The 20,978-nt window shown below is 36.3% G+C and carries 16 protein-coding genes and 2 tRNA genes; 1 reads left to right on the top strand and 17 read right to left on the bottom strand.

Features of this window, described 5'->3' with window-relative positions; genetic code table 11:
- Window positions 1-68 precede the first annotated feature (68 nt).
- The 7 genes from C9914_RS03980 to trmL form a co-directional block, all read right to left on the bottom strand.
- Complete coding sequence (locus C9914_RS03980; protein WP_106763538.1) at window positions 69-473, bottom strand: hypothetical protein; 405 nt, start codon at window positions 471-473, stop codon at window positions 69-71.
- A gap of 16 nt (window positions 474-489) precedes the next feature.
- Entirely contained in the window at window positions 490-2,112 is a 1,623-nt protein-coding gene (locus C9914_RS03985; protein WP_106763540.1) for a putative ABC exporter domain-containing protein, read from the bottom strand.
- 7 nt (window positions 2,113-2,119) lie between these two features.
- On the bottom strand, window positions 2,120-2,824 hold the full coding sequence (locus C9914_RS03990) for an ABC transporter ATP-binding protein (protein WP_022263992.1): 705 nt from the start codon (window positions 2,822-2,824) through the stop codon (window positions 2,120-2,122).
- A 73-nt stretch (window positions 2,825-2,897) separates the two neighbouring features.
- The gene (locus C9914_RS03995) at window positions 2,898-3,860 is read right to left on the bottom strand and encodes a bifunctional biotin--[acetyl-CoA-carboxylase] synthetase/biotin operon repressor (protein ID WP_022263993.1); all 963 of its coding nucleotides are present in this window, start codon (window positions 3,858-3,860) and stop codon (window positions 2,898-2,900) included.
- Between the two features lie 227 nt (window positions 3,861-4,087).
- Window positions 4,088-4,171 (bottom strand) — tRNA-Tyr (locus tag C9914_RS04000).
- A gap of 40 nt (window positions 4,172-4,211) precedes the next feature.
- Window positions 4,212-4,287: transfer RNA gene (locus tag C9914_RS04005), tRNA-Thr, on the bottom strand.
- Between the two features lie 93 nt (window positions 4,288-4,380).
- Window positions 4,381-4,884 (bottom strand): tRNA (uridine(34)/cytosine(34)/5-carboxymethylaminomethyluridine(34)-2'-O)-methyltransferase TrmL, encoded by a 504-nt coding sequence (trmL, locus tag C9914_RS04010; RefSeq protein ID WP_022265437.1) that lies wholly within the window; start codon window positions 4,882-4,884, stop codon window positions 4,381-4,383.
- Between the two features lie 174 nt (window positions 4,885-5,058).
- On the opposite strand from trmL, the gene C9914_RS04015 reads away from it, so the two are divergent.
- Complete coding sequence (locus tag C9914_RS04015; protein WP_022265438.1) at window positions 5,059-5,241, top strand: hypothetical protein; 183 nt, start codon at window positions 5,059-5,061, stop codon at window positions 5,239-5,241.
- Between the two features lie 63 nt (window positions 5,242-5,304).
- Here the strand turns inward: C9914_RS04015 and C9914_RS04020 are convergent, their stop codons facing one another.
- The 10 genes from C9914_RS04020 to C9914_RS12005 all read right to left on the bottom strand — a co-directional run bounded on the left by C9914_RS04020 (window position 5,305) and on the right by C9914_RS12005 (window position 20,965).
- The gene (locus tag C9914_RS04020) at window positions 5,305-6,168 is read right to left on the bottom strand and encodes a prohibitin family protein (RefSeq protein ID WP_106763542.1); all 864 of its coding nucleotides are present in this window, start codon (window positions 6,166-6,168) and stop codon (window positions 5,305-5,307) included.
- A 225-nt stretch (window positions 6,169-6,393) separates the two neighbouring features.
- Complete coding sequence (locus C9914_RS04025) at window positions 6,394-9,741, bottom strand: starch-binding protein (protein ID WP_106763543.1); 3,348 nt, start codon at window positions 9,739-9,741, stop codon at window positions 6,394-6,396.
- 389 nt (window positions 9,742-10,130) lie between these two features.
- Window positions 10,131-11,648: a polyphosphate:AMP phosphotransferase gene (gene pap, locus C9914_RS04030; protein ID WP_106763545.1), complete on the bottom strand. Its 1,518-nt coding sequence runs from the start codon at window positions 11,646-11,648 to the stop codon at window positions 10,131-10,133.
- Window positions 11,649-11,660: 12 nt separating this feature from the next.
- Window positions 11,661-12,959 (bottom strand): AI-2E family transporter, encoded by a 1,299-nt coding sequence (locus C9914_RS04035; protein WP_022263811.1) that lies wholly within the window; start codon window positions 12,957-12,959, stop codon window positions 11,661-11,663.
- 29 nt (window positions 12,960-12,988) lie between these two features.
- Window positions 12,989-13,861 (bottom strand): YitT family protein, encoded by an 873-nt coding sequence (locus tag C9914_RS04040; protein ID WP_106763546.1) that lies wholly within the window; start codon window positions 13,859-13,861, stop codon window positions 12,989-12,991.
- A 375-nt stretch (window positions 13,862-14,236) separates the two neighbouring features.
- Window positions 14,237-15,907, bottom strand: coding sequence for a DAK2 domain-containing protein (locus C9914_RS04045; protein ID WP_106763548.1), 1,671 nt, complete (start codon window positions 15,905-15,907; stop codon window positions 14,237-14,239).
- Between the two features lie 85 nt (window positions 15,908-15,992).
- Window positions 15,993-16,253, bottom strand: a complete 261-nt coding sequence (locus tag C9914_RS04050; protein ID WP_022263814.1) for a stage V sporulation protein S — start codon at window positions 16,251-16,253, stop codon at window positions 15,993-15,995.
- 122 nt (window positions 16,254-16,375) lie between these two features.
- The gene (locus tag C9914_RS04055) at window positions 16,376-17,146 is read right to left on the bottom strand and encodes a TIGR00282 family metallophosphoesterase (protein WP_106763549.1); all 771 of its coding nucleotides are present in this window, start codon (window positions 17,144-17,146) and stop codon (window positions 16,376-16,378) included.
- 158 nt (window positions 17,147-17,304) lie between these two features.
- Window positions 17,305-18,297: a hypothetical protein gene (locus C9914_RS04060; protein WP_106763551.1), complete on the bottom strand. Its 993-nt coding sequence runs from the start codon at window positions 18,295-18,297 to the stop codon at window positions 17,305-17,307.
- 247 nt (window positions 18,298-18,544) lie between these two features.
- Entirely contained in the window at window positions 18,545-20,965 is a 2,421-nt protein-coding gene (locus tag C9914_RS12005; RefSeq protein ID WP_408003187.1) for a glycogen/starch/alpha-glucan phosphorylase, read from the bottom strand.
- Window positions 20,966-20,978 lie beyond the last annotated feature (13 nt).

Genomic DNA, 20,978 nt, shown 5'->3' on the forward strand with positions numbered 1-20,978 from the left:
TTTATAAGCACATTTTTGTATATAATAACACATTTTCATGTATTTCGTCAAGCATGTAGCAAGGCTATTTAAGGCTTTTTATTTGCCTTAATCAAATCTTTTATTGACGAAGATATTCCAGCAAACATTACACACGGAATTACTCCACAAAAGGCACGAAGCCATATATCAAAAGGTGTTCCCTCGTGTGTGATAAAATAATAAACAATTATAGAAAGCCACATTTGAAGCTGTCCAAAGCAAGCAGAATAAGTCAACGCCCATATGCTTTGCTTTGAAAATATTCCTATAAAAACTCCTACAATTGCAAATACGATTGGAACAAACCAAAAACTCAAAAAATTCATTCCAAAACCAAATAACGAAACCGTAGAAAGTGGAGTTGCACCAAGTAAATCAAGCAATAGAGATGTTGCTACTCCTGCAAAGAAAAATATTCCACAATTTCTTGCATTATATCTTCTAACCCTCATATTATCCCCTTTTCTTTTAATATTCCATATTATTAAGCGTTCTTTTTGACAACATAAATACTAAAAAAGCTATTATAAAATTACAGATTGCCGCTGGGAAACATAACCTTGCCGCAAAAAATACATTATATGCACCTTGCATTGATGAGAGGAAAAACAAAGCCAAGGATACTGCTATTCCTGGAACTAATGCAATAAACAGTAAAATCATATATACAACCATAAGTACTCCCCTATTTCCTGCCTTACCCATAAACCTTTGAACAAGCACATTAATAGATGTATATAAAAGTCCACAGCTAAAATATGTTGTTATACAAGCTAAAATATCAAGCGGATTTGCACTAAATACTATTCCACCAACTATAAACGCTGCTGCTCCGTCAACAAGTGGTTTTATTACACTTGTAGCACAAGACATAATAAGCTTTTTAACCGGGCTTGCAGGAACCATAAATATATATGGCTTTTGTAATTCCTTTATCCAATCATCTGATACGGTAAAAAAGAACTGTACGTAGCAAGAAAGAACTGCAACTATTGTTAGTATTGTAGATGAATTTAAATTTTCACTATCACTAATAGTTTTTAATGCAAAGCCAACTATCAATACAAATGCTGTCAAAAACGCTGTATTCACATTTACAAAGGGGATAAATGAGCGTCTTGACATCTCTCTAAGCTGTTTATAAAAAAATACAGACGCACCAGAACCTCTATTTATGCCAATTCTGCCAAGCTTGATTTTCTTTTTATCACTCATCATATTCTTATCGCTGACCTTGCCAGTTTTTATTGCATTGCGAAATTCATAAACGCTTTCGGTCTTTTGCAAGACATCTTCATAGTAATCAGCCTTACTGCGAATAAATACAACTATTGCAAAAATAGTAAATAATGCAAGTAAACTGCTATAAACCAATATGTTAGTTATATTACCTGTTATTATCCCTATAAACATACCGCTTGTCCAGCCAACTATGGGAATATAATTCAAATATGGCAAGGATACTGCTGAAAGAATATTTTCGTATGTAAATCCATTTGAAAAAAGCTGCAATAATACAATAGCTATCGGAAAGGCTATTATAAGATATATCGCATATTTCATCATTCTTATTCGTGTTGGTCTGCCATTGCAAACACAGAAAATTAAAATCGTAATCATCTGCACTTCAAACAGCATTACACCTATACCAAGCAACAGCAAAACAGCGTCCCATATCGTAAGCGAAAAATACTGAACTGCCATTGCACCATATGAAACGAAGCATACAAGCAATAATAAAATTGTTGCCATCTGTCTGCCAACACCATATATAAGAATCTTCTTTTCAGAAATAGGTGCTGTAAAAACATTAGCAACATCACTCATCTTGAAAAAAGTTGTAGAGGCATTTGTACCTTTAAGCATAATAGGAACGCTTATAAAATAAAGTATTAAGAGATATGCTCCCTGCAATATCCGAAAATCAAAATGTGTTTCTTCCTCGCTGATATTACTTGTCATTGCAGTAATAATACCACTAACTGTTGTCAAAGCTATAAAAATATAAACTATCAGTTGCATAGGGTGATGAAATATATCAATTATTCCATTTTTTATGGTTTTTCTTAGCATATAAACAATGGCTTTCATACATACCTCACTGTGAAACTTTCTCGGTTATATTGAAAAATAGTTCCATTAAATCCTCGCCATTTTTTTCAACAGTTTCTCTTGTTCTTTCTGCTTCTATACGACCCTCCATCATTATGAGAACCTTATCCCAAAGTTCGCTGACGCTTTCGAGCATATGTGTACTAATAATTATAGACGCACCCTGCTTTTTAAGTTCAAGAATCATAGCTTTAAGTTCTTTTATTGCGTGAGGGTCAAGACCCACAAACGGCTCATCAAAAAGCACAGCCTTTGGCTTTATCAGCAATGCACAACAAATACTTACTTTCTGCTGCATACCCTTTGAAAGCTCTTTGCCAAGCTTATTCTTTTTATCTATAAGCTGAAAACGCTCCATAAGTTTTTCAGCGTCATTCTGCCAATCTTCAAGCAAATAAGCTCTTGCAATAAACTCCATATGCTCCCAAACCGTAAGCAAATCAAAGGGAGCTGGAAGCTCAGGAATATACCCTGTAATTCTCTTAGCCTCAAGGCTTTTATTTTTAAAACCGCAAATTTCTATTTCGCCATCATATCGCAAAAGTCCGGCTATGCACTTAATAGCAGTTGACTTTCCCGCACCATTAGAACCTGCAAGCACAGCAATTTCTCCTGAATCTACTATAAATGAGATATTATCGTTTGCGTGGGTATTTTTATATTTTTTGGTAAGATGAGATACATTTATCATAGTCAAATATACCCTTTCACATATAATATTAAAGGTTTCGCCTATGCAAAAGCATAAAACAAAACCCTAATTTTTAATATATTCCCTGAACTGTAACCTCTCCTGAGTTTACAGCTATTTTTTTACCATTTTCAAGGCAAACAACAAGCTCACCATCAGCCGTAATATCAACGGCTTTACCTGTAAGTTTTTCACCGTTTCTTACGAGTGAAACTTCTCTGCCGATTGTTGCGCACATACTTTTATAAAGCTTTAAATCGTCTTGAGAAATTCCAAAAAGATATGACAAAATAGTTTTATCAAGAGTAGCTATTATTTCATGCATAAGCTCTGAAAGGTCTGGTTCACTTTTAGTTTCTATTTTTAAAGATGTTGCTTTATAAGCAATTTCTTCTGGAAAGCTTTCTTGCAAAACATTTATTCCAATTCCTATGACAACAAAATCAACCATATCTGTCTGTGCGGTCATTTCAGTGAGTATTCCGCAAATCTTTTTATTACCAACTATAACATCATTCGGCCATTTAATTTTGGCATCAAGTCCCGTAAATTTTCTTATTGCAAGACAAACACCCAAACCAGCTGCTAAAGTTATACCTGAAACATCACTCGGAGGAAGCTCAGGTCTTAACAAAAATGAAAAATAAACCCCACCTTCATTAGAAGCCCATTTTCTTCCAAGTCTACCTTTTCCTGCTGTTTGTTCGCAAGAAATGACAACTAAACCACTCCTTGCATTTTCGTGAGCTTTGCGTTTAATTTCTTCATTTGTAGAATCGACAGTTTTAAGTGTAATTATTTCTGTACCTACCACCTTGACATTAAGCCCTTCACTTATAGTACTTGCATTAAGTACATTTGGCTTTTTTACAAGCTTATATCCCTTATTTGTAACAGAATCAATCTCATAGCCATCATCTCTCAGGGAATTAATTGCTTTCCAAATGGCTGTTCTTGAAACTCCAAGAATTTCACTCAATTTTTCTCCTGAAATATATTCTCCTTCTTTTAAAAGAAGCAACACTTTTTCTTTCATAATATCACCGATATATAAACTTGAAATTTAGTTTATACCCTTTGTAAAATCTATTTCAATGGATATATTATAGCATTTTTCAACAAATCAATCAATAGTTTCAATTCTATTTTGGATATTAAATAACACAACATACTCTAAGTATTAAAATTGTTTTTTAAGAACGCTATTATAAACTTCATAGTATATCAAAAGGCGATAGGTAAAACCTATCGCCTTCAAAATCTTGGTGGGAGAGGGTGGATTCGAACCACCGAAGCCGAAACAACAGATTTACAGTCTGCCCCATTTGACCGCTCTGGAACTCTCCCATATGTAAGGGCTGTCTTTTGAACAGCCCTCTTTTTAGTCTGGAGCTGGTGGACGGATTCGAACCCCCGACCTGCTGATTACAAATCAGCTGCTCTACCAGCTGAGCTACACCAGCATCTCCCTGACGCTCATATATAATAACACACTCTATTCTGTTTGTCAACACTTTTTTCAAAAAAATTTAATTTTTTTGAAAAATTTTTTAAGACTACTTTTCCCACTCAAACTCTCTCAATTTGCCATTCTCAAGAAGCTCTGGATAATCCCATTGTCTGAGTATTTCATAAACTCCAATCGCAACTGAATTAGATAAGTTCAGACTTCTTGCCTCATCAATCATCGGAATACGAACTGTTGTTTTTGGATTATCATGCAAAAGCCATTCAGGCAAGCCCTTTGTTTCTTTACCGAAAAGTATATAGCAGCCGTCAGGATATGAAATATCCGTATGTTTTTGCGGAGCTTTTGTTGAGAAATAATAATATTTTCCGCCCTTTGTACGCTCAAAGAAATCATCAAGACTCTTATAGTAGGTTATATCCAAAAAATGCCAATAATCAAGACCAGCTCTTTTAAGCTTTTTATCATCAACTTTAAAGCCCATAGGTTCTACAAGATGAAGTCTTGCACCTGTTGCTGCACAGGTTCTTGCAATATTACCTGTATTCTGCGGAATTTCAGGTTCAACTAAAACAATATTTAATTCTGCCATAAAATTTTCCTCCATATAAAACATAAATAAATGATAATACTTTGCAAAGGATAAATCAAGAGCCTTAATTCTTGAAGTTCAAAACTGGTAAATTTTTCAAGGCTTAAATTCAGCAAAAGGAAGAACACTATGAATATGATTAATTTCATACTTTTTATTTGGAGGTCAACAATTATGGTTAAGAATACAATGAATGTTGTTAAAGGTATCGGTGCAGGTCTTATTGCAGGAGCTGTTGTAGGTTATGTAGGTAGTCAGATGAAGCAACAGCCAAAAAAGACCAAGAAGAAGGCTGTACACGCTGTGAATGCCGTAGAAAGCCTTCTTGATAATGTGCAGGCAATGCTTAAAGGCTAAAAAAGACAAATATTAAGGGCTGTCGCATCTACGATAGCCCTTAAAGTTTATTCAGATTTAATTTTATTCAGATTTTGTTGAATTACCTGTATTTGCAGATTGTATATTATTCATATCTAAGCCCAAGAAAAGGTTATCTGAGCCATAGTATGTAGGCATCTTTCCGTCCCACTTGTCTATAAATTCAAGATAAATAATACTCTGAGAAATCTGCTCGTTTTTGAGCTTCATTGCCTCGGCCTCACCTTTTGCTTTTGTAACAGCCTGTTCCGCTTCAGTTTTTATTCTCTCAAGGTCATATTTTGCTTTTAAGGCGTTTTGTTCTGCAATCTGCTTTTCCTCTATTGCAGTATTAAAAGCATCTGTAAAGTCAAAATTGATGATATTAAAACTATCTACAAGGATATATTTCTCGCTTAGTTTCTTTTGAAGAAATTTTTTCATTTCTTCAGAAACCTCAGTGCGCTTTGTTATAAGCTCCTCGGCGGTGTATCTTGATGTAACAGACTTTATACACTCAGAAATTGCTGGATTTATAACCGTAGATTCATAGCTCATACCGATTTTCTGGTATAAATCTGCTACATGGTCTTGGTTTACACGATAGTTCACTGCAATAGAGCTTTTAATTGTTTGTAAATCCTTACTCGCAGAGGAATTATCCTTAGATTCATATTTCTTAACTCGAACATCAATAATCTCTGCGTTTTGAACAAATGGTATCTTAAAATTAATACCCTCATTCATAACTGCCCCTGTAACCGCTCCCATATTGAGTGTAACACCCTTATGACCAGCTGGAACTATTGTTATTGATGCAATAGATATTGCCACAATAAGTAATAACGCAACACAAACGCCAACAATAATCTTAACTTTTTTTCCATTGGGATTAACAGTAAAAACTTTCTTTCCTTCTTCAGCCATAATTAAATTCCTTTCATTAATAAGCACATAAAATACAAATATTTCTTTTTTCGTATTTTAGAAAGCATTATATCATACAAAATTTAAATATAAATTCTGTATAAGAATTATAAGCAATTTAATTATTTTTTAATATATTTTAAATTTTAAATATATCAATTATTCTCAATTCAAAATAAAAATTCCCACAAGAATAATCTTGCAGGAATTTTTGAAATTTAATTTTTATTTAACTGTTACTGTGAAATACTTTGTAACAGTTTTGCCATTAGCATCAGCAATCTTAACTGCATACTGATAAGTAATTGCTCTTGCAGGCTTATGGCTAAAGCTTGTAGCTGTTGTTGTGCCTGTAAGTGCAGTGTTTGTTGATGGTTTGCAATAGTACTTATATTTATAAGGAGCAGTACCGCCTGTTGCATTTGCTGTCATTGTTATTGTCTGTCCCTTAGTAATTGTTGTTGCGCTGATTGTTGAATTATTTGTAAGTGTTGTTGAAGCAGAAGCATTAACCTTTACATCAAAGTACTTTGTAGCTGTTTTACCATTAGCGTCAGCAATCTTAACTGCATACTTATAAGTAATTGCTCTTGCAGGCTTATGGCTAAAGCTTGTAGCTGTTGTTGTGCCTGTAAGTGCTGTATATTTTGAGCTGCCCTCTGGCTTGCAATAATATCTATACTTATAAGGAGCAGTACCACCTGCTGCATTTGCTGTCATTGTTATTGTCTGGCCCTTAGTAATTGTTGTTGCACTGATTGTTGAATTATTTGTAAGTGCTGTTGAAGCAGAAGCATTAACCTTTACATCAAAGTACTTTGTAGCTGTTTTACCATTAGCGTCAGCAATCTTAACTGCATACTTATAAGTAATTGCTCTTGCAGGCTTATGGCTAAAGCTTGTAGCTGTTGTTGTGCCTGTAAGTGCTGTATATTTTGAGCTGCCCTCTGGCTTGCAATAATATCTATACTTATAAGGAGCAGTACCACCTGCTGCATTTGCTGTCATTGTTATTGTCTGGCCCTTAGTAATTGTTGTTGCACTGATTGTTGAATTATTTGTAAGCTTTTGAGTTACTACTTCATTAACTGTAACAGTCTTGTTATCTGAAGCTGCATTTCCAGCGGAATCCTTAGCTGTTACATTAATTGTATAAACTCCAGCCTTTGATGGTTTCCATGTGCAGGTCTTAGCTGAACCATAAGCTTGAATTACTTCATCATTAGCTGAGAACTGATATGTAACAGAACCATTTTCGCCTGTGCTGCTTGCACTAAGAGTAACTGAATTGCCGAGGTCGATAGAAGATGCTGAGCTTGAAAGACTTACTTTAAGCTCTCCAGCAGGAGTTTCAGGGAGGTCAATAAGATTACCATCTACAAAGAGCTTCTTCTCTGTTGCAGCCATTTCAAGACCTGGCTTGTTTGCACCTGGAAGCTGTGTGCCTGAACCATCGCTGAAAATAACATTAACTGTTCCACTGAATTTATCAGGAAGCTCATATGTCCAGTAATCGCCGTCAACCTCTGTCATTGCAGTGCCTGGCCATGCACCATTGTTGCCGTCCTTTGCGTTATAAACATAAGCATAAACATTAGACCAACCGTAGCTTGCATTATCAAATGCTATGCCAGCCTTGCTAAGCTTTGGATAGCCTGTTCTTGGTGCTTTCTTTTTAAAGATAAATGTTTTTTCTTTACTTGTTCCGTCATCAGCAGTTGCCTTAATAGCAATTCTAACAGTCTCACCTGATGCAATAGAAGAACCTACTGTAATTGTCTTGCTGCCTGTGAAAGAACCCTTATCGCCTTCACTTGTTTCGTAAGTAGCAGATGTAGCATTCTCTACCTTCATAACAACATCAACAGAATCTGTCGTAAATGTTGTTGAACCGTCCTGTGCATTTGCTGAAATTTTAATAATTGTTGGTTCTACTGGAGATGGGTCAGCATATTGCTTTGTAGGATTATATACAACAGCAATACCGTCCTTGCTTCCAACTGTACCAGAAATTTCACCACCAGAAACAGTAAACTTATTGCCAGAAACCTGGTCTGTATAAGTGCCGTCTTTCATATTTACGCTAAAGCTTACATCGCCTGCGCCGTCCATCTTAGAGATGACAACACCGCTGTTGCCTCTTACACTATAAGCACACTCGCCTGAAGAACCAAGCTGTTCACTTTGACCTACGAAGAAATTATGGAATCTGTTGACCTCGACAACTTCCTTATCAGCCCAAGTCAATGTACCTACATCACCTATTTGAGTTTGGTCAGTCTGAGCCAAAATTTCTTCATAAGTTTGTCTTGACTCATAACCTGAAGTGTCATTTTTAAGAATATACTTTGAATAATATGGACGAGCAAAGAAAAGTGCTGTTGAATCCTTTCTTGAAGCAACCATAGCCCAAGTCTTTTTAATATCGCTGTCATTTACATCATAGGAGGAACCTCCACCCATATATGTATCGTGAGATTCTGCCCAAAGAACAGCCTTGTCGCCCTCACCTGCAATATAACCGCAGTAACCGCCTTGTGCAGCACCGCTTGCAGACTTATACTTTACGCTGTTTCTGATATTGTCACTTGTAGAGTTGTCTGTTAAGGACATCTTACTTCTGTAATAAGCCTCAGCATTTGCATCATCAATACGGTTAAGAACTTCGCCATAGAAATAAACACCATCATAGTGATTTACTTGCTTATAGTAATCTCTTGCACCGTCAAGAACTACATCCCAGAAATTACTTGCAAAAGCTGGGTTATCAGCAGGAGTTTCTATATGCTTAGCTGCGTCAAAACGGAAGCCGTCAGCACCACAGTCTATACATTCCTTCAAAAGGTTAAGTACCATCTGCTGAACCTTGCTATCGCCTGTATTAAGGTCAGGCATACCCATATTTCCTTGAGTAACATCAAAACGACCATCGCTTGAATGAACCCAAGATGTGCTTATATGCCAATAAGATGAATCTGTAAGCATATCAGGGTTCCAGAATTCACCTACCTGTGGAGAAATATCTCCCATAACTTCTTCAACGCTGCCGATTTTCCAGCCCTTGATATTGCCCATATGGTTAGCAACTATATCAACAATAACTCTTACACCATACTTTTCAGCTTCATCACACATAGCCTTAAATTCAGCCTTTGTTCCGAACCATGTGTGACCGTTGTCGCAGATTGACATAGTAACTGGCTGATAAACCTTCCACCAGTTGCCTTCGTAACCACCAGTACCGTCAGGAATACCTACATTGCCATAGGCAATACCTTCCCAATAGTAGTCCTTTGGCTGTGTGACAGGAGAAGTCTGAATAGATGTATATCCAGATGCAGCAATATCCTTCATATACTTTTTGATATTGCTATAAGACCAGTTCCAGCAGTGAAGAATAACGCCTTCCTGAGAAGATGGTCTAAGACCGTTATCAACAATAGCTGCTGCCTCTACTTTACTCTGCTCAAAATTAACCGCACTCAATCCTGAAAAAGCAGAAGTAATCATAGCCGCTGAGAGTGTAAACGCAGCAGCCTTTTTAGCAAACCCGCTTTTTTTAATTACTTTCACTAAAATTCCTCCAATTTTCTTTCCTTAAATAGCTTATGGGCGAAATATAGAATGCTTTTATTTTTGTACTATAATAACCTATCCTCCTTAATATAAAATCGTCTACATTCTTAAACTATTATATATTATCAATCATCTTATGTAAAGGACATAATTTGTTCATAATTCCCAATTAGCACAATTATTTCATTAAAAATTAATCATTAAAATCATTTTTTAGTTTATTTTGCCAAAAAAGCAAGCCCTAAATTCAGCTTATTGAATAACACAAAAACAACACAATATGCAAAATGCACAATGACATTTCTTTCAAAATGTCATTGTGCATAAATTTAAATTATAAATATCTAATTAAATTACATTAAAACTGTTATCTAAAGCTTATTATTTCATTCTGATAAATTCTTTTCTATCGCTGAAATAATAACCTCCAAAGCTTTAATTCTTGCATATAGCTTATCATTCGATTCAAGAACTGTCCATTCGGCAACCTCTGTTGTTGTTCTGCGGAACATTTCATCAACTGCTGATTCATACAGTTCCCATTTTTCTCGATTTCTCCAATCCTCATCAGTTATCTTCCAACGCTTTTGAGGATTTTCCTCTCGTTCCTTAAATCTTTTAAGCTGTTCGTCCTTATCAACATCTACCCAAAACTTAACAATGACCGCTCCCCAGCGTCTTAGCTCAGCTTCAAATTCATTCATCTCACGATATGCTCTTTTCCACTCATTTTCTGTGCAAAAGCCTTCTATTCTTTCAACCATAACTCTGCCATACCAACTTCTGTCGAATATAGCAATGTGTCCATCTTTAGGCAGACGCCTCCAAAATCTCCATAGATAATGATGAGCAAGCTCTTCTCGGTCAGGTGCAGCGATAGGATTAACAACATAGCCTCTTGGGTCTAAGGCTTCACTAACACGCTTAATATTTCCGCCCTTACCTGCTGCGTCCCAACCCTCATAAATTATAATAACAGGAATTTTCCTATTATAAATAACGCTATGCAGATATTCAAGACGCTTTTGAAGCTTATCAAGCTTTTTATTATATTCTGCCTTATCCATACTAAGTGTTAAGTCTATATCACTCAGAACAGGATAGTTTTTTAAAATCGGTTTAACGACTATATTAGGGTGAAGTCCTCTTTCATTTTCGACTTCGTGATTATCATATAGAGCCTCGCCAGACTCAACGCACTCAACTGCTCTTTTTAGCTGAGCTGTAATAATCTTATACATTTCAAGAACTGCATAATCATTCTGCTCTGATGGAATGACATTCCACCTTGCATAAGGTGTATTTGTTTTCAAAAGAAGTTCATCAATTTTCTTGAAGTATTTTTGATATTTTTCATTTTGTTTAAGGTCTTTTTTGCTTACCTTCCAAAGAGTATTTTCATCAGAACGCAATTCCTCAAAGCGCTCACTTTGTTTTTTCTTGCTTATATGCAAGAAAAATTTTAGAATAATGGTTCTGTTATCGGCAAGCTGTCTTTCAAAGGTGTTTACACTTTCAATCCTTTTTTCTATCTCCTCATCAGAAAGTCCGCCATTATAAGCGTCACTATAAATATCGCTATACCAACTCTTATTAAGAATCAGAATTTCCCCGTCCTTAGGGATATTATCCCAATAACGCTTTAAGAATGGATAACGCCTATCTACTTCCGTAGGAATTGTGCCAGAAAAAACATTAAAGTTTCTTGGGTCAAGCGGTTCAATAATTTTCTTAATAGCCGTACCTTTTCCAGCCGCTTCCCAACCCTCCATAAGTATTATCACAGAAATTTTATGCTTCTGAATAGTTCTCTGAAAAATTTCAAGCTCTGTTTTTAAAGGCTTGATTTTTAATTTATATTCGTTCTTATCAATTTTCTTAGAAAGATTAACTTCAGAAAGCATATTAAAATCTCCTTACTTCTTTTTATTATTCGAAGTGTGCTTTTTAATTGAATATGTAGTCTTTTTCTTTAAAGAACCTATAACCGATTTAGCCTCTCTACCCTTTTCACTATTAGGATTTACTGCATGAATAGGTGTAGTCACAAGCACCTTAGATGTCTTAATCTTATTCTTGGGGATTTTTCTCTTTCTTAAACGAACATGAACAACTCTTCTTAAAATTGTGTAAATAACCGAAACAATCGGGACTATAACAAGCATACCTACAAAACCAAATACCTTGCCACCAACGATAATTGATGTCATAACCCAAAGTGCAGGCAAGCCCATAACACTGCCAGCAACTCTCGGATAAATCAAGTTACCCTCAATTTGCTGAATAATAATCATCATAACAACAAACCATACAGCCTGTGTCGGATTTACAGTAAGAATCAGAAATGCACCGATAATTATACCTATTGTCACACCAAACATAGGAATCAAAGCCATAACTGCCACAATAACACCAATCATCATAGCATAAGGGAAACCAAATATAAGCATAGCTGTAACAGTAATTGTGCCAAGAATAGTACACTCTATCATAGAGCCTGCAACAGAACGGGAGAATGTTTCTCCTGTAAGCTTAAAGATTGAAACAACCATATCTGCCTTTTTTTCTGGAATAAAAGCATAAGTAAGCTTTTTAAACTGTGCATAAAGCTGTTCCTTTTTGAGCAAAAAGTAAATCGAGAAAATCAAGCCAAGGAATATATTAACAACAAAGCTTACTGTTCCAACAAGAATATTAAGGGCTTGAGAAACAAAGTTTATAGAAATATCCTGAATAGTTCCAATAAAGCTATTAAAAATTTCATTCCAGTTTATATTAGTACTCATAAAGAACTCTTTAAACTGTGGGTGGTCTTCTGATAGCTGTTCTATCCAATTTTGCAAATTTATAAATGTATCTGGCAAATTTTGCACAAGCGTTATAATACTATTTAATAATTCAGGAATAATCAAGAGTAAAATTGCCGCAATTATTGCAAGTACAAGCAAAACCGAAAGTAAAAGTGAAATAGGTCTTGTAGCCTTACCAAGTCTTGATGTCCCATCTTTTCTTGTAAAAATCTTACGCTCAAAAAATTTTAGCGGTACATTAAATATAAAAGCAAATGCAAGGCCTATAAGCATTGGTGTAAAAACTGAAAGTATCCACCCCAAAAAGCCAAAGACCAAATTCATATTTTGCAGGCCAAGGAATATGAGTATCCCCATCGCAATAACGAAAATCAGCATTTTAACATTTTTCTTGTTTAATTCCATCAACTCAGCTCCCAAGTCTTTATAAGTTTTTATTCTCTGTCACCACTTAAAACATCAGCAACCTCATAAATTGAAATATATGCTTTTGCATCTATTCCATGGATAATTTCTTTCATCTTACCAATTTGAAATCTATTTACAATAAAATAAATCATTGTCTTGTCATTCTGTGAATACCAGCCCTTTGCATTAAAGGTAGTAATTCCTGTTTCAAATTCTTCAGAGAGTGCCTTACAAATTTCATCAGGCATAGTTGTAACAATCATAGCTGCTTTTGCTCTGTCAATACCCTCAACAATGTAGTCAATTGTCTTTAAGGCCGCAAAGTATGTAACAATAGAATAAAGTGGAAGAATCCAGCTATTAACAACGAAACCACAAGTAATATAAAGCAAAATGTTATATATCATAACAAAGCTGCCAACAGATATTCCTATCTTTTTCGCAAATATAACTGAAAGAACTTCAATTCCGTCCATAGCTCCGCCAAAGCGTATCGCCAGACCACTTCCTATACCTGAAATAACGCCACCAAATAAAGCGCACAAAAGTAAATCTGTTCCTGCAAGTGGTGAGGCAAATGTAACATCAACCGGCAGAATATCAGTAATCAGCCACGAGCATACAGAATATATCGCAACTGTATATATCGCATAAAAAGTAAATAATGCTCCTTGCTTTTTCAATCCATAGATAAAAAGCGGAATATTTAAAATCAAAAGGAACATTGAAAGTGTGAGATAATCTGGTGTAATCTGAGCTAACAGCATAGATGTTCCTGATATTCCGCTATCGTATAGTTTTACAGGCGAAAGAAATATTGTAATTCCGATTGCATTGATTACACCCGCTATTGTAAGCATAATCATATTTTTGAGTTTAATTCGCCTAAGTTTATCCATTTATCATCACTCCCATTTTACATATAATAACAAAAAAGCATAAAATTGCTCTTATTATATGCTTTTATAAATTTTATTATAATATAGCAACAAAGAAAAATCAACCATACAATCTGCCTGTTAAGATAATTAATATGCGTTTGATGATAGTTATTATTTCATATCAAAATTATATTTAACATTTATCTTTTAAGAAACTTTCCTATGCTTTGTGGGGTATCAAGTTTTTTGCTCTCGGTGTAGGCAAAAGGTCGTTACACTTGAACTATAAACCCTCGAACAGATTTTAGCGAAAGCTTTGCCAAATTCACAATATCAAAAACTGCCACAGTTCATTTTTAAGTGAGCTGTGGCAGTTTTAATTACTCAAAAATATTATTCTACTGAAATCAAGAAGTAGTAAAGTGGTTGACCACCATTAACCAAAGTAATATCTACTGAAGAACCATATTTTGCCTGAATAGCATCATATGCCAGATTAGCCTGAGCCTCACTGACTTTCTCACCATAGATAATAGTAATAAATGCAGTAGATTTACTTACCATTTCTTTAGCAAGCTTAATAGCTGCCTTAACCGGGTCTTTGTCCTTAAAGACAAGCTTTCCGTTATTAAGAGCTATAATATCACCCTCACGAAGCTTAGTTGAACCAAATTCGGAATCTCTTGCCGCATAAGTAACTTGACCAGTAAGAATCTTTTTTGCAGCCTCCATCATATATTCGACATTCAGCTCAACAGTAGCTTGCTCATCATAAGCAAGCATTGCTGCAATTCCTTGTGGAACTGTTCTTGTTGGAATAATCACAGTTTTTCTGTCTGTAATCAACTCACAAGCCTGTCTTGCAGCCATAAGAATATTTTTGTTGTTTGGGAAGACGAAAACAACCTTAGCAGGCACAGCCATAATCGCATTATAGAGATTTTCTGTGCTTGGATTCATACTCTGACCACCGCTGACAACTCTGTCAACGCCCAAATCCTTAAAAAGCTCATGTAAGCCGTCGCCTGCTGCAACAGACACGAAGCCAAATTCCTTTTCAGGTTCAGCTGGTTCAGGAGATTCCTCTAAAAGCTTAAGCTCCTGCTCGTGTTTTTCTGCGGCAATGCGATGCTGTTCACGCATATTTTCAACCTTAACAGTAAGAAGCTGACCATACTTAAGAGCAGTTTCAAGAGCAAGACCAGGATTTTCAGTATGAACATGAGTCTTTATAATATCGTCATCTTCAACAACTACAACGCAATCGCCAATTCCTTCAAGATATGCACGAAGCTCTGCCACAGAATCAGCAGTAGCATTATCATTTTTGCCCACAATAAATTCTGTGCAATATGTGAAATTAATTTCACTATCGAATTCAGCCGCAGCATTCTTAAAGAAATCGTCTGTATTTTCCTTTTTAACTTCAACAGGTGCATCAATATTTATCATTACGCCATCACGAAGTAAAGAAAGCATACCTTCAAATATAATGCAAAGTCCCTTGCCGCCTGCATCGACAACGCCAGCCTTTTTAAGGACATGAAGAAGCTCAGGAGTCTGAGCCAAAGCATCTTCCGCAGCATTACAAGCCGCGCCAAGAACAATTATAGGGTCATTTTCAACATCAGCAGCAATTCTTGCAGCCTCAGCAGCAAGCCTTGCAACTGTAAGGATTGTTCCCTCTGTTGGATTCATAACTGCCTTATACGCATATTCTACACCAAGAGTAAGTGCATCAGCAAAAAGAACCCCATCAACTTCTTCACTTTCCTTTAAAACCTCTGCAATTCCCTTAAACAAAAGTGAAAGAATAACGCCAGAATTTCCTCTCGCACCTCTTAGCATAGCAGAAGAAGTCATTTTAGAAACCTCAGCAACAGAAATCACTTCTTCACTCTCAGCAAGAAGCTTTGCCGCAGCAGTAATTGTCATAGACATATTTGTTCCTGTATCGCCATCAGGCACAGGAAAAATATTAAGCTCATCGACCTCTTTTTTATGGCGTACTATATTATTCGCACCTGAAATAATGGCATTTTTCAAAAGAACTCCATTTATCATCTTAAACACTTCCTCGTAATATAGTAAATTGTTAATAAATCATATCAGTAAAAAATCTACCGAATCTTAAAGCAATACCAAATAATCAGCGAATCTCTACAAGAAGCTTCATAGCAGTGCGTTCTGCACCATCAATCTCTATGCTTGTAAATGCTGGAATACAAATAATATCTACACCCATAGGTGCAAGATAACCTCTCGCAACAGCGACTGACTTCAAAGCCTGATTAGTAGCACCTGCTCCGACAGCCTGAACCTCAACGCAACCGTAATCTCTGATAACACCTGCTATAGCACCTGCAACAGAATTTGGTGAAGATTTTGATGAAACCTTTAGTACTTCCATTTTTTATTCCTCCTAAATATAGTCAAGGCATTTAAGCTACCTTAACATTAACCATGATATAATAATATAGCAAAATGCAATATTTTGCAAGGGGTTTATTGAATTTTTTGGTTAAAATATAATTATCTTATTTCTATACGCTCAATATTTATGGTCTTTCCACTTTTTTCATCTATCTGAAACAATATACAATCCATTTTGCAATCGCCATCGGCTGTTTCAAACCGAACCGGCAATTTTTCCCTTTGTTTCTTTATAGCAAGCTCAGGTTTAACACCAAGCACAGACTTTATAGGTCCTGTCATTCCTACATCAGTTATATATCCCATACCATTTTCAAATATACATTCATCAGCCGTCTGAACATGAGTATGTGTTCCAAACATCGCTGAAATTCTTCCATCTAAATAATATCCCATAGCCAGCTTTTCGGCGGTAGCCTCAGCGTGAAAGTCAAGTATCGTAATTTTCGCTGTATTTTTCTTCAAAATTTCATCAATCGTTTCATATGGGTCTTTGAGATTTTCGAGAAAAACACAACCCATAAGGTTTATCACACAAACCTGAACTCTGCCCATATCATATATAAGCGTACCATTTCCGGGCGTAGTTTTTTCAGGAAAATTAGCTGGTCTTAAAATATATGGTGCGTCATCATAATAGGGATAAATTTCTCTGCGTCTGAAAGAATGATTGCCTGTTGTTATAACATCTACTCCACTAGAAAAAAGAAAATCTGCCGAAATTGGCGTAACACCATTTCCATCTGCAGAATTTTCTCCATTTGCTATAACGAGGTCTACACCTTTTAATTTTTTAAGTGCAGGAAGTCGCTTACGAAGAAAACGACAACCAATATTCCCCACAACATCGCCAATGGCAAGTATCCTCATAAACAATCCTCCAAAGCAAATTTATTCCAAATTTTTCTCGGACTTAGAATATATTTTATCACAAGAAAATTAAAAATTAAAGTCAATTTTAGCTTTTATATATTTTAAATAAAAAAAAGCCTGAGCGAAGCAACCTCCGCCCAGAACATTCTTAAAAATTATCCTAATCTTATAGCCTGATATTTAACTTTTTTCTCTTTAGCATAATCTACTATAAATAGTACTGCCGCAACCACATAAGAAATCAAGCCATAAATCATATCTTCAGCCATTCCAGATTTAAGTTCTTTTATGGCTGATGACATTCCATATCCAATATCGTTAAGACTGTTATCAAATAAGAGCATATTCAAAAGCTTAAAAGAATCTCCAAATGATAACATCAATTCCGAACCTCCTTGTGTAAATAAACTTATACCCACAGCAAGATATTCAGCAGCAAAGACCATAACAAGCGAAATAACCAATGAAGTAATAAGTCCACCTACGGTAAGCTTTCCACCCATTTTCTTCAAAAGCATACATGAACAAAATACTATAATCGCACCTGTAATAAATAATAGAAATCCAAGCTGATAAGTAATAATCCAAACAATTCCTCCAATAAGTGCTCCTAAAACAGCCCCTAAAATTCCCATAGGAAGATTAAATTGTTTGTTAGCCTCTGTCATAGCCATATTGCTTGTTTCAGCTTGTTTTTTATTAAAGCACTGTGTACACATAGTATCAACAGTTCCACCAATAGCAAAAAACCCTAAATCCATTTGATTTCCACAATACTTACATACTGGAACAAATCCAAACTGATTACAAAAATAAGTAGCTGCTCCGACAGCCTCCTGCAATGCAGAAATTGTATTCTTGCCCACATCACGAACGCTGATAGTAACTACCTTATCAAGATAGCTTGTATAGTTTATCGTTTTTTTGCGTTCACCTGCAAATTGGCTTAGACTTGAAATCATACCATTTACAGCTTCATCAGATGTTGCCGCCGCACTGACAAGAATGATATACTGTCGCTCAGAAGCTAAATATTTAACAACAATACCAAAGTTGTCAAATACACCAAAAGCAGCAGGCTCAGGCTCATTTACATATTGAAGTCTGCAATTATTCGCCAAGCCCTGAAGTACTGAAGTATTAGTCATAACTTTCCCCACATTCATAATTTTATTACGTATAATAGCTTACTATACAATCATAATGCCTGTCAACAAATACCAGAAAATTTTGTCGAATTAACAAATAATATATAGTATTAAAGCACTTGATAAATCCCATGCACTAAAGCTAAAATAAGCTCTTAAAATAAAAACTCTCCCTAAATCTGCAAAATACAGATTCAAGGAGAGCTAAATCGCTATATCATTTTAGCTTACGAGTGTAGGCTTTAAATTACATAAGCTTCCAAAGTTCCTTAGCATATTGAAGGATAGTTCTGTCACTTGAGAATGTGCCAGAGTTAGCTGTGTTCTTAAGGCACTTTGTACCAAATGCGATTCTGTCCTTATAATCAGTGTTAGCCTTAAGCTTAGCATCAATATAATCAGGAAGGTCTCTAAGAATGAAGTAGTGGTCTGGTTGATGCCAGCTTGCACCCTCGAGAATTGACTGACGGAGCTCTGCAAAGCTGCCTTCGCCTGTCTTGTTGCCACCGTCTGTGAAACGACCATCAATAAGAGTATCAATAACCTTCTTGATTTCTGGGTTAGCTTCATAGATAGCCTTAGGGTCATAGTTGTTCTTAAGCTCGTTGATTTCCTCAACTCTTGCACCGAAGATGTAGTTATTCTCTTCACCAGCCTGCTGAACGATTTCAACATTAGCACCATCGAATGTTCCGAGAGTAACAGCACCATTAATCATGAACTTCATATTACCTGTACCAGAAGCCTCTGTACCAGCAGTAGAAATCTGCTCAGAAATATCAGCAGCTGGCATAATCTTCTCTGCATAGGAAACATTGTAGTTAGCTACGAATACAACTCTGAGCTTGTCATTAACATCAGGGTCGTTATTTACGAGCTTAGCAATTTCGTTGATATACTTAATGATAGCCTTAGCTCTTGCATAGCCAGGAGCAGCCTTAGCACCAAAGATAAATGCTGTTGGTGTGAAGTTAGGAAGCTTGCCTTCCTTCAAACGGAAGTAGATAGCCATTATAGAGAAAGCATTGAGGAGTTGTCTCTTATACTCGTGAAGACGCTTAACCTGAATATCGAAGATGAAGTTAGGGTCGAGCTGTACGCCATCATGCTTTGCGATGTAATCAGCAAGCTCTTGCTTCTTCTCAAGCTTAATAGCGTTGAATTGCTTAACGAGGTCTTCATCAATCTTGTCATTAAGCTTAGAAAGCTCATCAAGATTTCTTACCCACTTTGTGCCAATCTTATCAGAGATAAGTTCAGAAAGCTGTGGGTTGCAGAGACCAAGCCAACGGCGCTGTGTAACACCATTTGTCTTGTTCTGGAATCTTTCTGGATAGATAGCATACCAATCCTTGAGAACATCATCCTTGAGGATTTCTGTATGAATCCAAGCAACACCGTTTGTATAGCTTGAAGCATAAACTGCAAGTCTTGCCATATGAACAAGGTTGCCGTCGATAATTCTCATACCATCAAGCTTTGTCTTAACAGGTTCTTTTTCCTTCTTAGCGTCTGCCTTAGCACAAGCACATTCACACTCAACAGGAACATTAAGACCCTTAGCTGTAAGGTCAGCTACGAGGCGAGCGTCGATATTCTTGATGATTTCAACAACATCAGGAATAACATCTGTGAGGAGGTTGATATCCCACTTCTCAAGAGCCTCTGACATAACAGTGTGGTTTGTATATGCGAATGTTTTCTGAGCAATATCGAAAGCAGCATCAAATGAAAGACCATCAAGCTCAAGAAGTCTGATAAGCTCAGGAATAGAGATAACTGGGTGTGTATCGTTGAGCTGAATAGCACAATGATTAGCAAAGTTAGAATAATCATTGCCATACTTAGCCTTATATCTCTTAATAATATCTTGGAGAGAAGCACTGCAGAAGAAATACTGCTGCTTTAATCTAAGAACCTTACCTTCATACTGGTTGTCGTTAGGATAAAGAACCTTTGTGATGTTTTCTGCATCGTTCTTATCCTGAACAGCAGCATCATAATGGCTGTCGTTAAACTGGAGGAAGTCAAAGTCATTAAGAGCTTCTGCTTCCCAAAGACGAAGTGTATTGATGTTGTCTGTACCATAGCCGATAACAGCCATATCATAAGGAACGGCCTTAACAACCTGATCAGCGAACTTAACAATAACAGTATCCTCATTTCTTCTGATGCACCATGGGTCACCGAAGCTCTGCCAATCGTCAGCTCTTTCTACCTGGAAACCGTCTTCAATGCTCTGCTTGAAAAGACCGTACTTATAACGGATTCCATAGCCATCGAGAGGTACATCCTGAGTTGCAGCAGAATCAAGGAAGCAAGCTGCGAGTCTGCCGAGACCGCCGTTACCGAGAGCAGCGTCGTCGATTTCCTCGAATACATTGATATCAATGCCCTTGTCAGCGAGAAGCTTCTTAACTTGGTCAAGAACACCCATAGCATAAAGGTTATTATACATCATTCGTCCCATAAGGAACTCTGCTGAGAAATAGTAAGCACGGCGTGAATTTGCGTGGTTCTTCTTAGCCTTAGCCCACTTTTCAGTGATTTCGCCCATCATAGCTCTGCCGAGGCATTCATGAAGCTCTGCAGGAGAAAGCTCCTCAAGCTCCTTACAATACTCGTTCTTCGCTGTCAAAATAAGGTTGTCGATGATGTTGTTCTTCATTTCTTTTTTGTCC

It is taken from the genome of Pseudoruminococcus massiliensis, assembly GCF_900291955.1.
In the GTDB taxonomy this organism is placed as follows: domain Bacteria; phylum Bacillota; class Clostridia; order Oscillospirales; family Acutalibacteraceae; genus Pseudoruminococcus; species Pseudoruminococcus massiliensis.